Source organism: Streptomyces sp. SID12488, assembly GCF_010548275.1.
Lineage (GTDB): Bacteria > Actinomycetota > Actinomycetes > Streptomycetales > Streptomycetaceae > Streptomyces.
The window spans coordinates 292,396-310,992 of the sequence record NZ_JAAGLT010000007.1 but is presented as its reverse complement, the minus strand read 5'-3'; the positions used below and the strand labels follow the sequence as shown (position 1 = coordinate 310,992).

The window sequence follows — 18,597 nt, the reverse complement described above, 5'->3', positions numbered from 1 at the left end:
CGATAGGATCGCCCCATGCGCCGTTCGAAAATCGTTTGTACTCTCGGCCCCGCGGTCGACTCCCACGAAATGCTCGTGTCGCTGATCGAGGCCGGGATGAACGTGGCCCGCTTCAACTTCAGCCACGGCACGCACGCCGAGCACCAGGGCCGGTACGACCGGGTCCGTGCCGCCGCCAAGGAGACCGGCCGGGCCATCGGTGTCCTCGCCGACCTGCAGGGCCCGAAGATCCGCCTGGAGACCTTCGCGGAGGGCCCCGTCGAGCTGGTGCGGGGCGACGAGTTCGTCATCACCACCGAGGACGTCCCCGGTGACAAGACCATCTGCGGTACGACGTACAAGGGCCTCACGGGTGATGTGTCGCGCGGCGACCAGATCCTGATCAACGACGGCAACGTCGAGCTGAAGGTCGTGGACGTCGAGGGTCCGCGGGTGAAGTCGATCGTCATCGAGGGGGGCGTCATCTCGGACCACAAGGGCATCAACCTGCCCGGCGCGGCCGTGAACGTCCCGGCCCTCTCCGAGAAGGACATCGACGACCTGCGCTTCGCCCTGCGCATGGGCTGCGACCTGGTCGCCCTGTCCTTCGTCCGCGACGCCGGTGACGTGGACGACGTCCACAAGATCATGGACGAGGAGGGTCGCCGCGTCCCGGTCATCGCCAAGGTGGAGAAGCCGCAGGCGGTGGACAACATGGAGGCCGTCGTCGCGGCCTTCGACGGTGTGATGGTGGCCCGCGGCGACCTCGCCGTCGAGTACCCCCTCGAAAAGGTCCCGATGGTGCAGAAGCGCCTGGTGGAGCTGTGCCGGCGCAACGCCAAGCCGGTGATCGTCGCGACCCAGATGATGGAGTCGATGATCACCAACTCCCGCCCGACGCGCGCCGAGGCGTCCGACGTGGCGAACGCGATCCTGGACGGCGCGGACGCGGTCATGCTGTCCGCGGAGTCGTCGGTCGGCGCGTATCCGCTCGAGACGGTCCGCACGATGTCGAAGATCGTCGCGGCGGCGGAGGAGGAGCTCCTTTCCAAGGGCCTCCAGCCCCTCGTCCCCGGCAAGAAGCCGAAGACGCAGGGCGGCTCGGTCGCCCGCGCGGCCTGCGAGATCGCCGACTTCCTCGGCGGCAAGGGCCTGGTCGCCTTCACCAAGTCCGGCGACACGGCCCGCCGCCTCTCCCGCTACCGCGCGGCCCAGCCGATCGTCGCCTTCACCACCGACGAGGGCACCCGCAACCAGCTGTCCCTGAGCTGGGGCGTCGACTCGTACGTCGTCCCGTTCGTCAACAGCACGGACGAGATGGTCTCCCTGGTCGACCAGGAGATGCTGAAGCTGAACCGCTTCAACATCGGCGAGATCGTCGTCATGACAGCCGGCTCCCCGCCCGGCGTCCCGGGCACGACGAACATGGTCCGCGTCCATCACTTGGGCGAGGGCGAACACGCCTGATCGGGTGCTTGTACGACGGTGAGGGCGTCCCCGGTGAACTTGGGGACGCCCTCAGTTCGTCGCCGTTGGATCACATGGCCGGCGACGCTCCCACCGTCTCGCGCAACCACGCGTTGTCGCGCAGCCCCGGATGGGCGGTGGTGATCAGCCGGAACGCTTCGGCCTTCGCCTGGTCGGTGAGCTGCCGCAGCTCGGGCCAGGTCAGCTGAGCCACGCGCGGGGGCCACTCCGTCGTGAGGGTGATGGAGTCCCCGTCTCTGCTGAAGGCGTACACATGCTGGGTCAGGCTGGCCTCGACCGCGATGTCACTCTGGGTCTCCAGCATCGTCGTGGCGTAGTGCAACATCAGCGCGAAGTCGACCACGGGTTGTCCCGACAGGTGCACGCCGAGGTCCACACCGTGGACGACGAGTCGCAGATCCGCCTGGAAGAGCTCCAGACGGAAATCAGAGTTCGTCAGTCCCGGGCACTCTGGCCAGTCCGATTTCTCCGTCGGCCAGTCCGGGGCCCAGGAGTCGTCGTCCGCACGCGGCTCGAACGCGAAAGCAATCATCTCTTCTCACCACTCCTACCGGACACACAGCTCCGGGTCACAGGAGGTGGTCGGCTTTGCCGGCCTTGATGTCCTGGATGAGGGTGCGGAGGGCTTCTCGGGTGTCGGTGAGGTAGGTGTCCTCTTGGCCGGCGATGGCGATGTAGGCGTTGTCGTGAGGGTCGGTGCCTATGCGGAAGCAGTTGTTTCCTTCGGCGCAGTAGGGCTCTTCCCAGGTGATCTCGGGCATGGTGGCTCTCCTCAGAGTTGCTGGGCGATGGCGTGGATGAGGTCGCGCGAGTCCTGAGAGTTCAGGGTGTGGGTATGCCACCAGTCCATGTGAGCGCGGTACTTGGCGAGTTGGGATTCGGCGTGGGTGAACTCGCCGCCGTGCGCGGAGTCCAGCTGCACGGTGTCCAGTTGCGGGACGGCACCGTCGGCGTACAGAACGGCGTGCCCGGCGCCGGGGAAAGCTCCGGCCTCGACGGGGAGCACGCGTACGGCGACGTGCTTGCGCTCTGACGCTTCACACAGGTGGGTGAGCTGCTCACGGGTGGACCGACGCCCGCCGAACTGCATGCGCAGCGCCCACTCGTGCACGTACGCGACGTAGTCGACGGGGTTATCGCGGTCGAGCACCTGCTGACGTTGCAGGCGCTGTACGACACGCAGTTCCACCTCGGACTTGGGCAGCGGGGGCAGCGCCGAGTCGAAGACGGCCCGGGCGTAGCTGCCTAGTTGGAGCAGACCCGGGATGTGAACGGTCTGATAGCTGCGTAACCGGGTGGCGAACCACTCCAACTCGGAGACATCCAGCAGCCCTTGAGGGAGAGCGCCCCTGAACCTCTCCCACCAGCCGCGGTTGCGTGAGTCGGCGAGGGCCACGAGCGCGTTGACGTAGGCCTCGTCCGCGCAGTCGTAGTTGCTGGCGAGTATCCGGATCCGCTCGGGCGAGGTGGCTCGCACGCCCGACTCCATGTTGGACACCTTCGTTCGGTCCAGCCCGAGCAGCCCGGCGGCGTACTCCGTGGTCCGGCCGGCCGCGAGCCGCATCTTGCGCAGCTCGGCACCCAGGCGCTTCTGACGTTCCGTCGGCGCGGGCCGTGTCGGCATCTACACCTTCCTCCCCGGTTGGTTGGGAGTCAGTCTGCCGCGTCAGCCATGTACTGGTCCACTTCGATGGAGGCAATGCGCAAGAGAATGTGGCACACGTTCCCCATCAAGGCCTACAGTTGGTGACGAGTCGCTTACGGCCCGACACCACTCGGAAGCGCATCGCGTGAGCCTGCCCGCGTCCTCCTTCCCTGGGAGGGGCGCGCTCGCGCCAGGGAGACAGGCCACCGGTCGGGTGTACGTCGAATACGTCAAGTCCGTTGTCCAGCAAGGGAGTTCGCCATGTGTGCATCGCTCGCCGTCTCGGCCTGTCCCATCTCGACCGATCTCACGAAGGCCCCGCCGCCCTCTCCGGACACGCTCACGTACGGGTTCACACTGCCTGCCGAGGCGGTGAGTTCGCGGGTTGCACGGGCTACCACTCGGGTTGTTCTCCAGTCGCATGGGCTGGAGGAGATGACGGACGCTGCCGTACAGGTGGTGGGGGAGCTGACGGCTTGTGCTTTCCGGTTCGCTGCGGACGCGTCGGTGTACGTGTCGCTGCGCTGGTGGGAGGGGGAGTTGCAGGTGGTGCTCTACGACGGTCACCGGAGGCATGTGCATCCCCGGCTGGCTGCGGCCTGCGATGAGCGGAGGGGGGATGCGTTGCGGGTATTGGGGTGCGTGGTGGAGGGGTGTGGCGGGGAGTGGGGGTTCGGGGAGGCTCGGGAGCCGGGTGGTGGGACTCGGATGTGGGCGGTGCTGCCTTGGGCAGGGACTCGGGAGTTTGCGGGGGTGAGGGCCGGGAGGGGGTGACCTGGGGCGGGGCGGTTGCTGGCGCCGCCCCAAACCTCGCTCACTTCACCGAAACACCCACATGCCCCGCCCCGCACCAGCCACTTCGCAGCACCGTCCCGGCCGGGCCAGGCCGGCCGGGCTGCCCGGCGTCTGCCAGCAGGCCAGCTGATCAGCGGAACCGTCTGCTTCGAGTTCGAGTCGCGTTCGATGCTGGACCATAAGTGACAAGGTGAGGGCGACGAGGCGTCAGAAGACGCCCCCCGATTCCGCCGGGAAGTCCGGCGGCCAGGGCCCGGTCCACAGCGACTCCCGGCCTCCCATCAGCGCGTACTCCGCCTCGCGCCAGTTCGGATTGCCACCCACGACGAAGCTGTCGCCGTCAGGGTCCAGCATCCAGGTGTAGTCAGCATCGGCGGGCTCCAGCCCGTGCCGTTCCGCCAGCACTGCGAACTCCTGCGGATTGGCGCGGCGGATGTGCAGGCCGTTGCGGTAGTAGGGCTGCAGGAGCATCAGCCTCACGTGGCCGATGGTCACCTCGATATGCGTCGAGGTCCCGTCGACCAGCGTGGCTTCGCTCAGCAGGAACAGATACCGGTGGGACGGGTTGAACCCGGCCACCCGGAACAGCCTTCCGGTGCGGATGAAATCGGTCATGTCCGAAGCTCTTTCCTAGTTACGGCACCGGCTTCCCGTTGGCCGGCTTGAAACGCTCGGGGAAGACCCGCTTGCCTCCCAAGTGCCACTCGATCGACGTCCAAGCGCGTCGTCGGCGTTGGAGGCGCCGACGACGCCGTCCATCTAGGACCGTCAGCCGCACGTTGGGGTTGGACACCGTCCTTTCGACTCCGACCGTCCAGATAGGACGCTCGCCCATCCCCATCTCCCGTAGCAGCTCCGTGCCGTAGGCCTTGTTGTTGAAAGTCTTGGCGCCTATCTCCTTCGCCAGCTTGTCCGCGCGAGGGTTGATTCCGAGGACGACCTGGTCTCCGTCCTTCACCAGGTCCTTGAGGACGTTCTCTACGTCGTACGAGGTGAGAGATCATGTCGGTGCCGATCGACGCGTCGGTCATGATGCTCGCCGACCGCCTCGTGGAGTCACCCGGCGGTTGGAGGCAGGAGGAGCACATCTGGGGCCGATGCCCGGATCACCTGATCGATTGACTATCGGTTCAGTCGCTCCCCTCGACCAAACCGATGGCCTCCGGGAAACCGGAAGCGAACGTCTTGTGCGCGGAGTTGGTCTCTTCGCGCGCGGCCTCTCGAAAGAGGCGAACCAGCTCCTGCCGGTCCTCGTCAGGTGCCTCGTCCAGCCGCCGCAGCAGGGTTCCCGTCCACGCTTCGGTGATCTTGACGGCAGCGTCCTCGTCGACGGTGTCCTCGTCTGCCAGCTCGATACTGCCGAGCAGAGCCAGGTACGCGGCCACGAGTACCTGAGAGCGGGTCACCGGACCACCAGCTTCGGCCGGTGGTTCCTGCGTTGGGAGGCAGAGCTCGTCGGGAAGTTCCAGCAGTGACCGGTTTGCCTTCCAGAAGCCTCTGTACACCATGTCCTGGCTGTGCATCGCTCCGGCGAGCCTGCGGAAGACGCGGGCGGACTCCTGCCGATCGTCATCCGTCAGACGGTGCAGACCATCCTGCACGATCCGAATGGCCCGTGCGGTGAGCAGAACCCTGCCCTCCACGCTGATATCGGTCGGCTCACCGGAATTGTCACCGCTTGGATCGCGGGAACGGATCGTGGCGATAAGACCGAGTACACCCTCCGTGAGGATGTACTCGATGAACCACTGTCTCGGCTGTCGGCCGGCGACATGGGTTCCCGGGGCCAGGTCGTTGAGCTCGACCGCGTCACAGGTGCGGAAACCGGCAAGCGTGAGCACGCTTCTGATCGTCTCGTCCATGAGTGCACCGACTCGCACTCCGTGCTCGATCACCGGTTCCCCGAGATCCAGCCTATCCGGCTCCATGTATCCGAGGGCAGCCTCGGTCAGGGTCTCACCGGCGTTCCAGCTGACGTGGACGCCACCTGCCGGACCGTCGACGGTGTCGACGGAAACGCACGCGCCGGCCTGCATGTCGGCCAGAGTGTTGGGGTGTTGCGTGTAAGCGGGGAGACCGGCGTGCCGCAACTCTCGACATACTGTCTCCGCCAGCGAGTGCCATTCGGCGATGACTTTTTCGGGAGCATGCGGAATACCGTTTTCTTCGGCGTTTTTGCGCTTCTGGGGGTCAACGTATGTCAAGGGTTCTCCTGTAGGAGTCGCCTGCGGCGAAGGGGATTCGGGCTGTCGACTCTTCCATTTCGGCAGACCACGCCTCCTGCGGTCATGGCGCCAGCAGATGTCCGGATCCGGAAGACCCCGCCGGAACGGAAGCCCAACGGGGGAAGCAGCCGGGCCTGGATCAAGCAGCAGCATCCTCAGGTGCCGGGCCCGCCGAGGCGTCCATGGTGTGTCACACCTTGGACGCCGCCTCGACGATGCCGCTCGCCAAGGCGTCGAAGTGCTCTCGGTAGAAGGTCGTCCGCCGGTAGAACTCCTCCTGCGAGAACGCGCCGCGTTCCAGGAACATGACCGCGGTGGCAGTCAGCGCGCTGTGCAGGATGTGCAACTCCTGGAGAGGGAGCCGGAGTTCGAAGGACTGTTTGCGCTCGCCCGCGAGGCGTTCGGTGAGGGAGGCGACGGCTTTCGGATCCGTGCCGAGTTGGACGGCCCGGGCTGTGGCTCCCGGAGTCCGGTCGTACAGGAAGGACAGCGCCCGGTGGCATGCCTCGGCCTGGGCCGGGGTGAACCGGGCGAGGAAGGCCTCGCCGTCGCGGGTGAGTCCGATGCTGCTTCTCATGACGCCGTCTCGTAGAACTGGTAGAGGGCGTTGTTGATGGCGAGTGCCAAGGCATCGAAGTTCTGCCGGAAGAAGCCCAGCCGGATGTGGAAAGGTTCCTCAGAGAACAGGCCTTGGCCCGAGACGAAATGCGTCGCCGCGTTCGTCAGCGCGCTGAGCGCCACGTGCAGCTCCGTCGGTTGGAACCGAACATCGAGCGGCTTGCCCCCGTGGTCACGAAGGCGGGCCAGGAGGCCGTCGACGACATCCCGGCCGGCGCCCAGCAGCACGGTCAGATACGCGTCGGTGACATTCTCGTGGCGCGCGTAAATGAGCGCCTCGTACAGGGCACTTGCCTGCGACGGGGCGAGCCGTGCGACGAACTCCTCGCCGTCCCGGGTCAGTTCGAGGTCCGTGTCCATATGGTGCGTCGTCCTCCGTCCTCTCTACTTGGGCGAGGGCGAACAGGGCTGCCCCCACGGTTGCGTCTGTACGGCTGCGAGGGCGTTCCCCGTGAACAGGGCCCTCGCCCTCTTGCGCAGTCAGTGGCTACCGCCGAGTGTCACGCCTCGGCCGCTGCGCGGACGACGGCGCACGCCAGGGCATCGAAGTTCTCCCGGTAGAAGCCCAGCCGAATATTGAACGGCTCCTCCAGGAAAGCGCCTTCGCGCCCGGTGAACATCGTGGGCGCGGCGGTCAGTGCGCTGAGCACCATGTGGAGTTCCCCCATGGTGAACCTGAAGTCGCGTGACTCGGTGTGTCGTCCGGCCAAGCGTTTCATGAGCGCGTCGACCGCCTCCCTGCCCGTGCCGACCAACAGGGTCAGCTCCGTGTCACCGCAGCCCCGGTCGCTCAGGTAGCTCAGCGCTTCGTACATCGCCGACACCTGACGGGGCGTGAGCCGGGCGATGAACGCGTCGCCGTCGCGGGTCATCTTCATCTGGGTTCTCAAACGTCTCGCCCTCCCGCGTCAGCTTTTCTTGATGGGTTCGTAGCGAATGACGGTCCTGCGCGGCACGGACATCGAGATGGTCCCGCTGAAGGACGCGGTCACCGGGCTGAAGACGGTGCCGGTGGGCCGGATGGACGAGGCTGAATCGGTGTACTGACGTCCGCTGCGAGGGGTGGGCGGGACACGTCTCCCGCCCACCCCTCGTAACGTCAGTCCCTCTGAAGGCCCTGGTCGACTGCACCTTCCGGGTAGCCGAGACGTTCGCCGAGTGCCACCAGCGCTGCCCGGTACGGGCCGTTCAGCGGCAGCGCGTGGCGTTTGACCGCGCGCAGGAAGAGCCGGAAACCGAGGTCGGCGCACGCCCCGGTGATCACCTGCTCCAGCGCCGGTACCAGGGGGGCGGGCAGCGGCAGCGGGTTGAACACCTCCCCTTCCTCGTGCGCCCGTGTCAGCACGGCGGCCACCGGGGCCATCGCCCTGCGAGCCGCAGCGCGCAGGGACTCGTCCGTCACGGGGTCGGCCGGGGGCGGAGTGAAGCCGGGGTCACGGTGGGATTCCACCGCGAGCCAGGCCGATTCGATCCGCCCCAGCCACTCCCGCGCTCCGACCTGCTGCTTGGCCGGGTCAAACGCGTGGTCGGTTGAGCCGACCCAGGCCGTGCGGATCGTGTCGTCCGTCAGGCCGGAGTCCAGTAGCCGCCGTACGTCACGGCCCAGTTGCAGGGACGCCGGGTGGCCGAGCTCCAGGGCAGACCGTTCGGTGATCAGGAGCATGGCCGAGACCGGCCCCCGCTCGATGAGGCAGTCCATCTCCGCAGGAGGCAGGTCCGCCAACTCGTCGCACTGCTCGGAGAGCCAGGTGAGGCCGGTCTCGTAGGTCATGTCTACTCCGGGTAGGCGGTGTAGACGACCCAGGTCTTGGGCTTCATATGCCCCTTGGCGAACTTCAGCTGGATCACCACCGTGTTGCCGACGGCCTGGCCGGCAGAGCTGCCGCCGCTCACCCACTTCGTACCGAGCGAGGGGCCGTGCCCGGTGACCGGTATACGGATGGGCAGCAGGTCCTTTCTCGGGTCGAAGCCGATGCCCTTGCCGACCCGCTGGGCCTGCCTGATGCGCCAGGCCTCCAGTTTGTCCGCATTGCCGGGCAGCTTGATCCAGTCTGCCATGCCCTGGTCGACCGCCGCGACGGCGATGTCCCTGCTGGCCCACTGCGTCGCCACGCCGTCCTTGGCCAGCTTGTCGGCCAGCTTCTGGGGGCTGAGGTTCACATGGTCATTGAGGGTGTGCGCACCCTCGATGGTCTCGTCGGCGAGGATGTTGGTGCAGTTGTGCACCAGGACGTCGCGGGAACGCTGCCCGACGGTGCCGACGTAGAACGAGTGGAACCCGTCGACCGTGAGGTCGAACACCTCGCGGGGCGCCAGGCCGGCGCGGTCCCGCAGGCCCTGCACCAGGTGCAGGCTTCCGTCGGGGGTGCGCAGGCGGTCGCCCACCCGCAGGTCCGAGACCAGCGTCCAGCCGCGCTCCGCGACGTAGAACCGGTGACCGGCCGTGCTGGTCAGGACTCCGCCGCTGACGGTGATGTCCACCAGCCGCGTGGTGTCGTGGCTGAAGGTCGCGGTCACCGGCTGGGCCGCGGACTGCCCGCTCTGCGAGTCGGTGGCCAGCACCGTCTCACCGACACGCACATCGCGGATCGCCTTGCGGGAGCCGTCCGCCATGAGTACCTGGGTGCCTCCGGGGAAACTGTTCCGGGTGCAGGTGGTGACCAGGTCCTCGTATGTGTCGACCGTATTCTCGATCTTGGCGAGGGTCGCCGGGTCGATGTCGTCCAGTGCCTTCAGCGCCTTGAACGCCTCCCGCACCCCGGTGCCCGTGCGCATGGCGAGCTTCAGAGCGTTGAGCCCCTCTACGACCTTGCCCAGCGCCTTACCCGGGATGAAGTTGGACGCCGCCCAGGCGCAGCCGGACACACTGCCGTGCCAGCAGTCCACGAAGTCCTGGACCAGGATCTGCCTGCCCACCTCGAGATAGGTCTTGAGCAGGCCCTGCAGGATCTCCCACTGGGTGAATGTCTTGGTGATGTCCTTCTTCAGGCCGGTGAAGGGCTCTGAACCCAGATGCACCGTGTCCACCGACGGGCAGCCCGACTGGGTCGCCGGCACGTTGGCATTGGTGCACAGGTAGTAGTCGACCTTGACGTTGAAGGTGTAGGTGAAGGTGACCGTGCAGCTCGTGCCGATGCCGGGCGGCAGTTCGCACGGCTGCTGCTGCCTGACATCCGTGACCTCGACGCTGTCCTCGTCCACGACGAAGAACGTGCCGCCGCCGAAGCTGGTGCCGGCACCGTCGCTGACCGTCTGGTTGGCGGCCTTGCGTTCGGCGGACTCGGCTGCCTGCTGTGCTGATTCGGCGAATGCCTGGGCGTCCTTGGCGGCTTCCTCCGCCGCCGTCGCCGCGGCGTCGGCCCGCTCGGCGGCGGCCCTGGCCCGGCTGGCCGACTCCTCCGCCTGCGCGGCGGCAGCACGGGCGGCGGCAGCATCGAGGGCGGCGGCATCGGCAGAGGTGCGGGCTGCTTCGGCGTAGCCTTCGGCGCGACCCGCGGCCTTGTCGGCGGCCGCCGCGTCGGCGGTGGCCTGGGCCTGGTAGCCGATGGTGCGGGCCAGTGACTGCTGTGCCTTCGTCGCGGCGGTCGCCGCAGCGGCCGCGTAGGTCAGCGCCTCCTTCGAGTAGCCGCGGGCGTCCGAGGCGTACTTGGCGGCGTTCGCCGCGTGCTGGTAGGCGACCTTGGCGTCACCCTGTGCCTGGTCGGCGATGGCCTGGGCGGCAGCCGCTTCCTCCGCCGCGTTGGTGGCGTGGGCGTCCGCGACGGCCTTCTGCTGCTCGGCGATGGTCTTCGCCGCCTGGCCGGACAGGACCACCAGAGATGCGGCCGAGTCCTTGGTGACGTACGGCGAGCCGAACTGGATCGCGTCGTTCGCGGGCGCTGCGACCTGCGCGGCGGAGTTCCCGGCGTCCACCGCCGCCTGCGCGGTGACGTAGGCGAACCCCGCCGCCTTCGCTGCGGCGACGGTGGCCTTGTTGGCCTCGGCCTGCGCCGCGTCCGCCTCGGCCCTGGCCGTCTTCGCCTTCGCCTCGGCCTCGTTGGCCGCCTTGACCGACAGCGCGGCCTCGGCCGAGGCGTGCTCGGAGGCGTCGATGGCGTCGGCGGCTGCGCTGGTCGCGGTGCGTACCGCGGCGTCCGCACGCAGCTTCGCTGCCTGCGCCTCGTCCGCGGCTGCCCGGGAGCGTCTGGCGGCGGCCTCCGCACGAGTCGCCGCCGCGTCCGCGTCAGCTGCCGCCTGGGTGGCCGCGTCGGCCGCGATACGAGCCCGGCCGGCCGCCGCCTCGGCATCGTCCGCGTGCCGGCCGGCCTCATTGGCGGCCGCCCGCGCGGCGTCCGCCGCACCCCCCGCTACCAGAGATTCGGCGTAGGCCTCCTTGGCATCGGCCTTGGCGCGCGCCGCGTCCGCCTTCTGCTCGGCGTCCCACGCGTCGTCACGCAGGTCCTTGGCACGATCCCGGGCGGTCTCGGCGTCCTCCTTCCGGGCCACCGCAGTGGCCTCCGACGCCTCGGCTCTGCCCTTGGCGGTCTCCGCGTTGACCGCTTCGGTTTCCGCGGTCTGCCGGTGGCGGGCCGCCTCCGACTTCTTGACGTCGGCGGTCTCCTTCTCCTTCTTCGCCGTGGCCTCTTCGGCCTCGGCCTTCAGCCGCTTGGCGTGCGCGTCAGCAGCCGCCGCCTTCGCGTCCGTCTCCGCGACCAGGGACTCGGCCAGCTTCGACTCGGCCAGCTCCTTGTCCTTCTTGGCGTTGTCGCGGTGCAGCTTGGCCGCGTCCGCGGCCGCCTTGGCCTGCAGTTCGGCCCGGTAGGCAGCCTGCTTGCGGAACTCCGCCTTGGACTGCGCGGCCTGCGCCAGCGCCCGCTGGGCGATCGTGGCGCTGTCGGCGGCAGCCGCGCGAGTAGCTGCCTCGGCGGTCTCGCCGGCCTTCACCAGCGCCGCGACGGCAGCCGCCGCTCCCTGCGTGACCTGTGCCTTCTGCTGGCCCACCAGCAGACCGCGACCCCGCGGCGCCCCGTTGGCGTCCGCGATCGCGTACGCCGCCTGCTCGGCGGTGGTGCTGGCCGTCTGGGCGGCCGTCGCGGCCGTCGCCCGGCGCTTGAGCTCGGCCAGTTCGGCCTGCGCTCCGGTGCGCGCGGCGGTCAGCCGCTGCGTGGCCTTGGTGAACTCCGCCGTCGGTGGAACAGTGCCGTTGTGTGCGGAGACCTTGAACAGCACCTTCTGCGTGGCAGCGGTGCTGCAGGCGGCCGCGAGCGCGTCCTGTCCGGCTGTGTACGTGGGGAAGTTCAGGCACTTGTTCGCCCCCAGGTTCTGCAGGGTGGCGCCGGCCCGGACGCTGAACTTCCACACCTGCGTGGGCGTGCCAAGGCAGGTCGAGATCTGGATCTTCGTCTGGTTGGTGGCCAGGTCGAGGCACTTCTGCGAGTTCACGTTCTGCAGGCTGTAGCCCTCGCCGTATCCCCCGTTGACCCTCCACTGCTGGGCGGCCGCCGTGGCGCAGGCGACGACCTCGACAGCCGTGCCGTTCGCGGTGCCGGAACCCTGCACACCGAGGCACTTGCCGGCCGCACCCGGGATCTGGACGGCCATCGGGGAATCGCCGACCCAGCCGATGCCGCCCGAGGACCAGTAGTCCTGCCAGCGGGTGATGTGGTCGGCGACCCACGAGTGGCCGAGCATCTTGCCCATCGACTCGGAGGCCACGGTCAGCGCCTGGACGGCGTTCTTGTTCGCGGTCAGGATGTCGTTGCGCTTGGCGGCCTGCGAGCCGATCTCCTGCTGCCACTCCGCCCCGGCGGTCGCCGAGACCTCGCCCAGGACCTTCTCCGGGTCCATCGGGTCACGCCACCCACAGGCGGCGAACCGGGACTTGAGGTCCTCGACGGCGACCCGGTGCTCGGCGGTACCCGGCACCGGTGCCTTGTTCGGGAACCCGCCCGAGCTCAGGAAGATGCGTGCGTTGTCCGCTCCGGTCGGCTCCAGACTCCAGGCCGTCAGGTGCTTGAAGGCGTCCCGCAGTGCGAGCCGTCGGTCCCAGTCCGGCAGGGACGGATCGGGGTCGCTGCCGTACAGCGGCTGCCCCAGAGCCTTCACCGCCGCGACGGTCTCCGCGTCGGCCTTCGGGGTCGCGTCCTCGTAGAAGTCACCCTCACTCTTCCAGAACCGGTCGGCGATCCACGCCGTGAGGCCGGTCTGGGAGTGGAAGTCCTCACCGTCGTCACCGCTGGTCCCGGGCGGCCACTCGAAGTCGGCGACGGAATCGAAGCCGCCCGGCGTCTCGAGCCCGTATATCTTCCAGCTGTTGTGGAGCACGTGCAGCCGGTCCAGCTCAGCACGCGCGGCATCCCGGTCCGACTCGTACGCGATGGCGAGCGGAGTGTCCTCCCAGCGGTCCCGGTCGGCCAGCTCCCGCAGCCCCTCCGGACTCTGGTTGAGTGCTTCCTTCGCGGTGGAGGCCATGGTCGGCCCGCCCAGCCGCAGTACCTCACTCATCAGGCACTGGTCCTGCCGCAACTGCTCGGCGGCGGTGTCCTCGTACCAGTCGTAGTCGGCAGCCAATTCGGTCGGCGGTGCCTTGTACTCGTTGCTCACGCCCACCCCGGCCACCAAGGCCACGGCGAGCATCGGCGGGAGCAGACGGCCGGTCATGCGAGAGAGCCGAAGCAGGGGTTTGGGAAACCCTGGGGGTCTGGAGCGCAATGGAGTACCCGTTCTGATCAGGGAGCCGACCGAGGGATACGGCGGGGCCGGCACGACTCGGCGACCTCGCGCCGTCGAACCTGACGGTCACTCAAGCAATGGGTCCGAACATGAACAAAAGCCTGAACCTGGGGGCTGGATGACACCCAGAGAGCGGCAAGCGTGGATTGAGGATTTACCTTGCCCGGCAAGGGAGTTGAGCAGAGCAGGGGCGGCCCTGCGGTGCTGCCGAGAGCGGCGTTCTAGGCTCGTCGGAAGCTGCGGGGGCCGCGGGTACCACTACGCCGAGTACGGCGGCGGCAGCCGCAAGGCCTCGTCGCGGACGGCTCGTTGAGGTCTTCGCGGAGTTGTTCACGCATCGATACCTGCCTGGATGGTCTGGTCCGGATGATCGGTCTCGGCCAGCAGGAAGAAGGCACGACGAACACTCCGCCACGACCGACCGGTGGAGTCACCGGCGGCCTGCCGCGTAAGGAAAGTCAGGAAGTACTGAGACCCCCGTCTCCGCTGCGCGTGCGGTCAACACGCGCCCCCCGTGGCCCCCTTCCCACAGGGACCGGATCATCATGGCACTGGGAAAGCGTTTACGAAACCCTTGATTAGCCATTACGTTCGAACCCCGCTTACCTCCCGCACAGGCCTGTGGCCCGACCCCCCGCCAACAGCGGTGAGTCGGGCCACAGGCCTCGGTGCGGCTCCCGAACGGGGGATGTGAGTGCTCAGGTCGTGTACTGGTGCAGGCCCGGGACCGTCAGCGTGCCGCCGAACTGGCCTGCCTGGATGACCTTCACGTTCGTGAAGTAGATCAGCGGGATGTTCAGGGGCGGCGGGCTCTTCGGGGTGAAGGTCACCGGGACCAGGCCGAACAGGTTGCCGGAGATGCTCTCCGTGTACATGACCGTCTTGCCGTTGTTGATCGTGGACTTCGAGCCCTTGGCCGCCTGCGCGTGGTAGGTCTTGCCGGACAGGTCGTCCTTGACGATCTGGTGCAGGTCGTTGATCTCCGTGCCACCGGAGATCACATACTTCAGGACGTCCTTGACCGTGCCGTCGGCGGTGCGCACCTTGACGATGCCCTGGTAGTCCGCGCCTGTGAGCAGCAACGAACTCGCTTCCAGGGTCCACGGGTCGTCGGGCAGCCGGATGGTGTTGTCGACACCGCCCTCGTCCTCGGTGGCGACCCGGCAGTCGTCCAGGTCCGTCGTCGCGCTCGCCGAGGGGCTGGGGGACGCGGTGGCCTTGTCGGCCGCCTTCGTGGCCGCCTCCGTGGTCTTCTCGGTCGCCTTGGCCGCCGTGTCGGTGACGTCCTTGAGGACCTCGGTGACCTTCGGCTTCGCGTCCTTGACCGTGGTGGTACCGGTCGTCGTGCCCTTGTCGGCCGCTTCCGCGGTCGCGGCGGGGGACGCGGTCGGCGTCGGAGTGGCGCTGTCGGCGGCCTCGGTGGTCTCCGTCGACTCCGTGGAGGTGGTCGTCGTGGACGCCGTGTCGGTCGACGAGTCGCTGCCGCCCGTGAAGACGTCCACGATCGCGTCGCCGATGGTCTCCAGCAGGTTGCCGCTCTCCTCGGTGGCGCTCGCACTCGCCGAGGGGGTGGGTGTCGGCGTGTCGCTGCCGCCGCCGGTGCTGCCACTGGACGTCGTCTTGCTCGCGGAAGGCGTCGGGGCCGGCGTGGCCTCGTCGTCGGAACCTGAATCCGACGAAGAGGAGTCGCTCGGCTTCGAATCGTCGGCGGAGGCAGAAGGGGTCGGCGTCGCTTCGTCGGAGGCCTCGTCGGACGAACTCTCCGAGGGCGACACCGACGGGCTCGCCGACGCCGAGGCGTCGTCCGTCATGGCCGCGACGCAGGCCTTGTAGTCTTCGGCCCGCTGAGCGTTCGACGCCGGCTGCTCGTCGGCGTTGGCGAGCGTCGGCGTGAACCCCATGCCCATGAGCACCGCGGTCGGCATCGCCGCCAGGGCTATCGCCTTTCCGGCAGGCACATGGAACCTGGTGAACAGCGGTTTCCTCGGGGCCGCGTGCCTCGGCCCGGTTCGCCCGCGGGACTCTTCCACATCAGTCCCGTGGGTCACCTTGTCAGCCGGCACTGCGCCTCCCGTTCGCCCCGTTCACCGGGCTAGTTCCTGACAGATCGTTCGGCTCGTACGGCTCGTTCGACTTGCTCATGTCCAGTCCGCTCGGCTCCGCCGCAGGGTCCGCCCCGTCGGTGGCCTCGGCGGAAACAGGGGCTTCAGGGGCCTCCGGGGCAGGGGCCGCATCCGTGCCGCCGTTGCCCGCCGGTACCCCGTACTTCGTGTCCGGCTCCGGCTCACCGGGCGCCCAGGCGATGGCCAGCGCGCCGCCGACCAGGGCCAGCAGAAAGCCGATGATGAACCCGCCGAAGTTGGAGACCGGGAGAGACACCAGTCCCAGCAGGATCGCGGCGGTACCGGCGAAGGTCCGTACGTGCTTCTGGAACCAGAGGCTGATACCCAGGACGACGAGCAGGACTCCGATGATCAGCGATCCCGCGCCGGCCGTTGTGGACATGCGGACCGTGAGCTGGCCGATCGTGAGGTGCGCGTAAGGGAAGTACATGATCGGGATACCGGCGAGCATGACGAACAGACCGGCCCAGAACGGCCTCGTACCCCGCCAGGCGCGGAACTGCAGCCACAGCCGGTCGAACAGACTGGGGGCGGCAGGAGTCTCGGCGCTCATGGAAACAGCTCCCTGGTGCGGTGTTGCTGTGGTGAGGAGTCTTCCGCCAGCCCGTGAGGGCGGTGCGCGAAGACCCGGTCGGAGAGGAACGGGCGGGGGGTGCCTCACGGCCTCCCCCGCCCGTCACCGAGTGCTTAGTAGCACTCCTTGGTACCCGAGTAGAGCTTCATGCTCAGACCGGGCAACGTGAAGGTTCCGGCGGTGGTGGCCCACGCCGTCTGCTTCACCTTGTACAGATCCACCTTGTCCGCCTGCTGGCCGAAGCCGTTGGGGTTCGCCTGCTCACCGCCGCCCTTCATGGGCGGGTTCTTCAGGTCACGCCCGGCGACGCCGATGTTCATGCCGCTGAACACGGCCTTCTCGGCGGCGAGGTCCTCGACGTCGATGTACAGGTTCTTGGCAGAAACCTGCTTGTCCTCGTCGTCACTCTTGCCCGCGGTCAGCTGCAGAGTGACAGAACCCAAGAACGGGATGCCCGGCGTAACGACCGACTGGCACATGTTCTGGATACGGGCATCGGAGAACGCCGACACCGCAACCGGGTGAATGGCGTCCTTGCCGTCCAGCGTCTTGCCGGCATCGATGGCGCCGTACTGCGAGAAGCCCTCACCGTGGATGTAGTCAGCGCTGACCTTGAACGACTGGCCAGAAACGCTGAACGAAGCGGCGAGAGCACCCTGCGCGAGGGCAACACCTATACATGCCGTAGCGGCAACGCTGGGCACCATGACCACAGCGAAGCGCTTCCATCTTGTCCCGCCACGCACCTGGGACTCCATAATTCCTCCTTCTCGGACGTACATCTCCTGACCCTGACTGCCCCAATGACGGCGGCCCAGCCGGGCAGGGATGGGAGAAGTGCTACGTCCTCGGTATAGGAGAGCGCCCGCGCTCGACGGCGCGAACAGCGCCCGAGCTCACCGGCGATCACCCCCGAGCGACAACCACTGGTCGCGCCTGACGCACATCACACGCAACCTTGCCGGACAGGCTCCACCCGAAGGCGAAGACCCCCCTGTCCGAGAGCCGGCGCCACTGCCGCCGACTCTGCCCGGTGGGGACCCAACAGCTCCCGTCCGCCCGACTGGCTGCCGGTGTACGGGATAGGACCGAGCGACGCCGATCGTGGTGCATTCTCGCCGCCCGCACAAGGGGGTTCGTTACTGGCTAGTAACGGGCAGATAACCGAGCAGCGACCCGCGGGTGTCGCTCGACAACGCTGGGTGGCACTCAAAGGGGTGACAAACCGGCAGCTTCAGGGCCCAAACCCGACAGCGTGACGCCCCCGAGCTACTCCAAGTAACAGCGGCCGCAATTGCCAAGATTTGGCAAAGTGAGGCCGCATGAGCACTCGATCGACAAATTCTTCACGCTGACAACACGCGTCGTAGTGTTTAGCGACAGGTCAGACCACTGATCGAACTGTGACCTGCCGCTCACCCCGACCGACCGGTCAGTCAGACTCAGAACAACGCCCGCGCCAGCGCCCGCCGGGCCAACGCCACCCGTGGATCATCCGCGCCGACGACCTCGAACAACTCCAGCAGCCGCAGCCGTACGGCATCCCGGTCGTCGCCCGCCGTACGCCCCACCGTCTCGATGAGCCGCCCGAACGCGTCCTCGACATGGCCGCCCACCAGATCCAGGTCGGCGGCGATGATCTGCGCCGTCGGGTCTCCCGGCTTCTCGGCGGCGTCCTTGCGCACCTGCTGCGGATCGACTCCCTGCACCCGCTGGAGCAACTCGGCCTGCACGAGGCCAAGTTTGGCCTCCATGTTCCCGGGATCGTCACTCAGCACGTTCTTGTACGCCTGCACCGCGCCGGCCAAGTCACCCGCGTCCAGAGCCTGTACGGCGGCTTCGAGCAGCGCGTCGTACGGCCCGACCGGGTCCAGGGGGGCGGGGGCGGGGCGGTCGCCGGGTTCGGCGTCCGCGTCGACGACGAGGCCGGTGAGGCCGAAGCGCTGCTCGGCGACCTGCACGAGCTGATCGAGGGTCTGGCGGATCTGCTGTTCGCCGGCGGCGCCCTGGAAGAGTGGCAGGGCCTGCCCGGCGACAACAGCGAAGACGGCGGGGATCCCCTGGATGCCGAACTGCTGCATCAGCATCTGGTTGGCGTCGACGTCGACCTTGGCGAGGACGAAGCGCCCGTTGTACTCGACGGCCAGCCGCTCGAGAACGGGGCTCAGTTGCTTGCACGGCTCGCACCACTCGGCCCAGAAGTCGATGACGACGGGCACCTCGGTGGACCGCTGCAGGACGTCGAGTTCGAACCCGGCCTCATCTACGTCGATGACGAGGTCGGTCGGCGAGACGGCCCCTCCCCCGCCCTGCCGGGCGGTTTCGGCGCGAGCCTGCTCCGCCTTCGACTTGGCCTCCTGGGCCGCCTTCACCGCGGCGAGGTCGACGACCCCGCTCATGGACATGTTCCGTGGCTGCATGCGTCTATCCTCCCCCGTC

General features: G+C 68.0%; 16 protein-coding genes and 1 pseudogene. 2 read left to right on the top strand and 15 right to left on the bottom strand.

The features are described from left to right. Positions 1-15: 15 nt before the first annotated feature. Positions 16-1,446, top strand: a complete 1,431-nt coding sequence (gene pyk, locus G3I56_RS14795) for a pyruvate kinase (RefSeq protein WP_164409416.1) — start codon at positions 16-18, stop codon at positions 1,444-1,446. A gap of 70 nt (positions 1,447-1,516) precedes the next feature. Here pyk and G3I56_RS14790 read toward each other — a convergent pair whose 3' ends face one another. From G3I56_RS14790 to G3I56_RS14750, 9 genes are all read right to left on the bottom strand, one after another. Then, the gene (locus G3I56_RS14790) at positions 1,517-1,999 is read right to left on the bottom strand and encodes a hypothetical protein (RefSeq protein ID WP_164409415.1); all 483 of its coding nucleotides are present in this window, start codon (positions 1,997-1,999) and stop codon (positions 1,517-1,519) included. 37 nt (positions 2,000-2,036) lie between these two features. Then, positions 2,037-2,228, bottom strand: a complete 192-nt coding sequence (locus G3I56_RS14785) for a hypothetical protein (protein WP_164409414.1) — start codon at positions 2,226-2,228, stop codon at positions 2,037-2,039. Positions 2,229-2,239: 11 nt separating this feature from the next. Further along, positions 2,240-3,091, bottom strand: coding sequence for a helix-turn-helix transcriptional regulator (locus tag G3I56_RS14780; protein WP_164409413.1), 852 nt, complete (start codon positions 3,089-3,091; stop codon positions 2,240-2,242). A gap of 1,023 nt (positions 3,092-4,114) precedes the next feature. Further along, positions 4,115-4,522, bottom strand: a complete 408-nt coding sequence (locus G3I56_RS14775) for a hypothetical protein (protein WP_164409412.1) — start codon at positions 4,520-4,522, stop codon at positions 4,115-4,117. Between the two features lie 19 nt (positions 4,523-4,541). Next, entirely contained in the window at positions 4,542-4,865 is a 324-nt protein-coding gene (locus G3I56_RS14770) for a polymorphic toxin type 27 domain-containing protein (protein ID WP_164409411.1), read from the bottom strand. Positions 4,866-5,037: 172 nt separating this feature from the next. Continuing rightward, positions 5,038-6,111: a hypothetical protein gene (locus tag G3I56_RS14765; protein ID WP_164409410.1), complete on the bottom strand. Its 1,074-nt coding sequence runs from the start codon at positions 6,109-6,111 to the stop codon at positions 5,038-5,040. Positions 6,112-6,322: 211 nt separating this feature from the next. Continuing rightward, positions 6,323-6,709: a hypothetical protein gene (locus G3I56_RS14760; protein WP_164409409.1), complete on the bottom strand. Its 387-nt coding sequence runs from the start codon at positions 6,707-6,709 to the stop codon at positions 6,323-6,325. After that, on the bottom strand, positions 6,706-7,110 hold the full coding sequence (locus G3I56_RS14755) for a hypothetical protein (protein ID WP_164409408.1): 405 nt from the start codon (positions 7,108-7,110) through the stop codon (positions 6,706-6,708). Before G3I56_RS14755 ends, G3I56_RS14760 begins: the two co-directional genes overlap by 4 nt. 140 nt (positions 7,111-7,250) lie before the next feature. After that, the gene (locus G3I56_RS14750; RefSeq protein WP_164409407.1) at positions 7,251-7,640 is read right to left on the bottom strand and encodes a hypothetical protein; all 390 of its coding nucleotides are present in this window, start codon (positions 7,638-7,640) and stop codon (positions 7,251-7,253) included. 43 nt (positions 7,641-7,683) lie between these two features. Here G3I56_RS14750 and G3I56_RS14745 point away from each other — a divergent pair. Beyond that, a pseudogene (locus tag G3I56_RS14745) lies at positions 7,684-7,797 on the top strand (6-phosphofructokinase); the annotation flags it as partial. 52 nt (positions 7,798-7,849) lie between these two features. On the opposite strand, the gene G3I56_RS14740 reads toward G3I56_RS14745, so the two are convergent. The 6 genes from G3I56_RS14740 to G3I56_RS14715 form a co-directional block, all read right to left on the bottom strand. Continuing rightward, on the bottom strand, positions 7,850-8,521 hold the full coding sequence (locus G3I56_RS14740) for a hypothetical protein (RefSeq protein WP_164409406.1): 672 nt from the start codon (positions 8,519-8,521) through the stop codon (positions 7,850-7,852). Between the two features lie 2 nt (positions 8,522-8,523). Beyond that, positions 8,524-13,389, bottom strand: coding sequence for a polymorphic toxin-type HINT domain-containing protein (locus G3I56_RS14735; RefSeq protein ID WP_239134886.1), 4,866 nt, complete (start codon positions 13,387-13,389; stop codon positions 8,524-8,526). A gap of 770 nt (positions 13,390-14,159) precedes the next feature. Continuing rightward, positions 14,160-15,524, bottom strand: coding sequence for a hypothetical protein (locus G3I56_RS14730; protein WP_164409405.1), 1,365 nt, complete (start codon positions 15,522-15,524; stop codon positions 14,160-14,162). Beyond that, entirely contained in the window at positions 15,514-16,137 is a 624-nt protein-coding gene (locus tag G3I56_RS14725; protein WP_164409404.1) for a DUF6114 domain-containing protein, read from the bottom strand. Before G3I56_RS14725 ends, G3I56_RS14730 begins: the two co-directional genes overlap by 11 nt. A gap of 134 nt (positions 16,138-16,271) precedes the next feature. Next, positions 16,272-16,916: a DUF6230 family protein gene (locus G3I56_RS14720; RefSeq protein WP_164409403.1), complete on the bottom strand. Its 645-nt coding sequence runs from the start codon at positions 16,914-16,916 to the stop codon at positions 16,272-16,274. Positions 16,917-17,600: 684 nt separating this feature from the next. Then, entirely contained in the window at positions 17,601-18,578 is a 978-nt protein-coding gene (locus G3I56_RS14715; protein ID WP_164409402.1) for a tetratricopeptide repeat protein, read from the bottom strand. Positions 18,579-18,597: the final 19 nt, after the last annotated feature.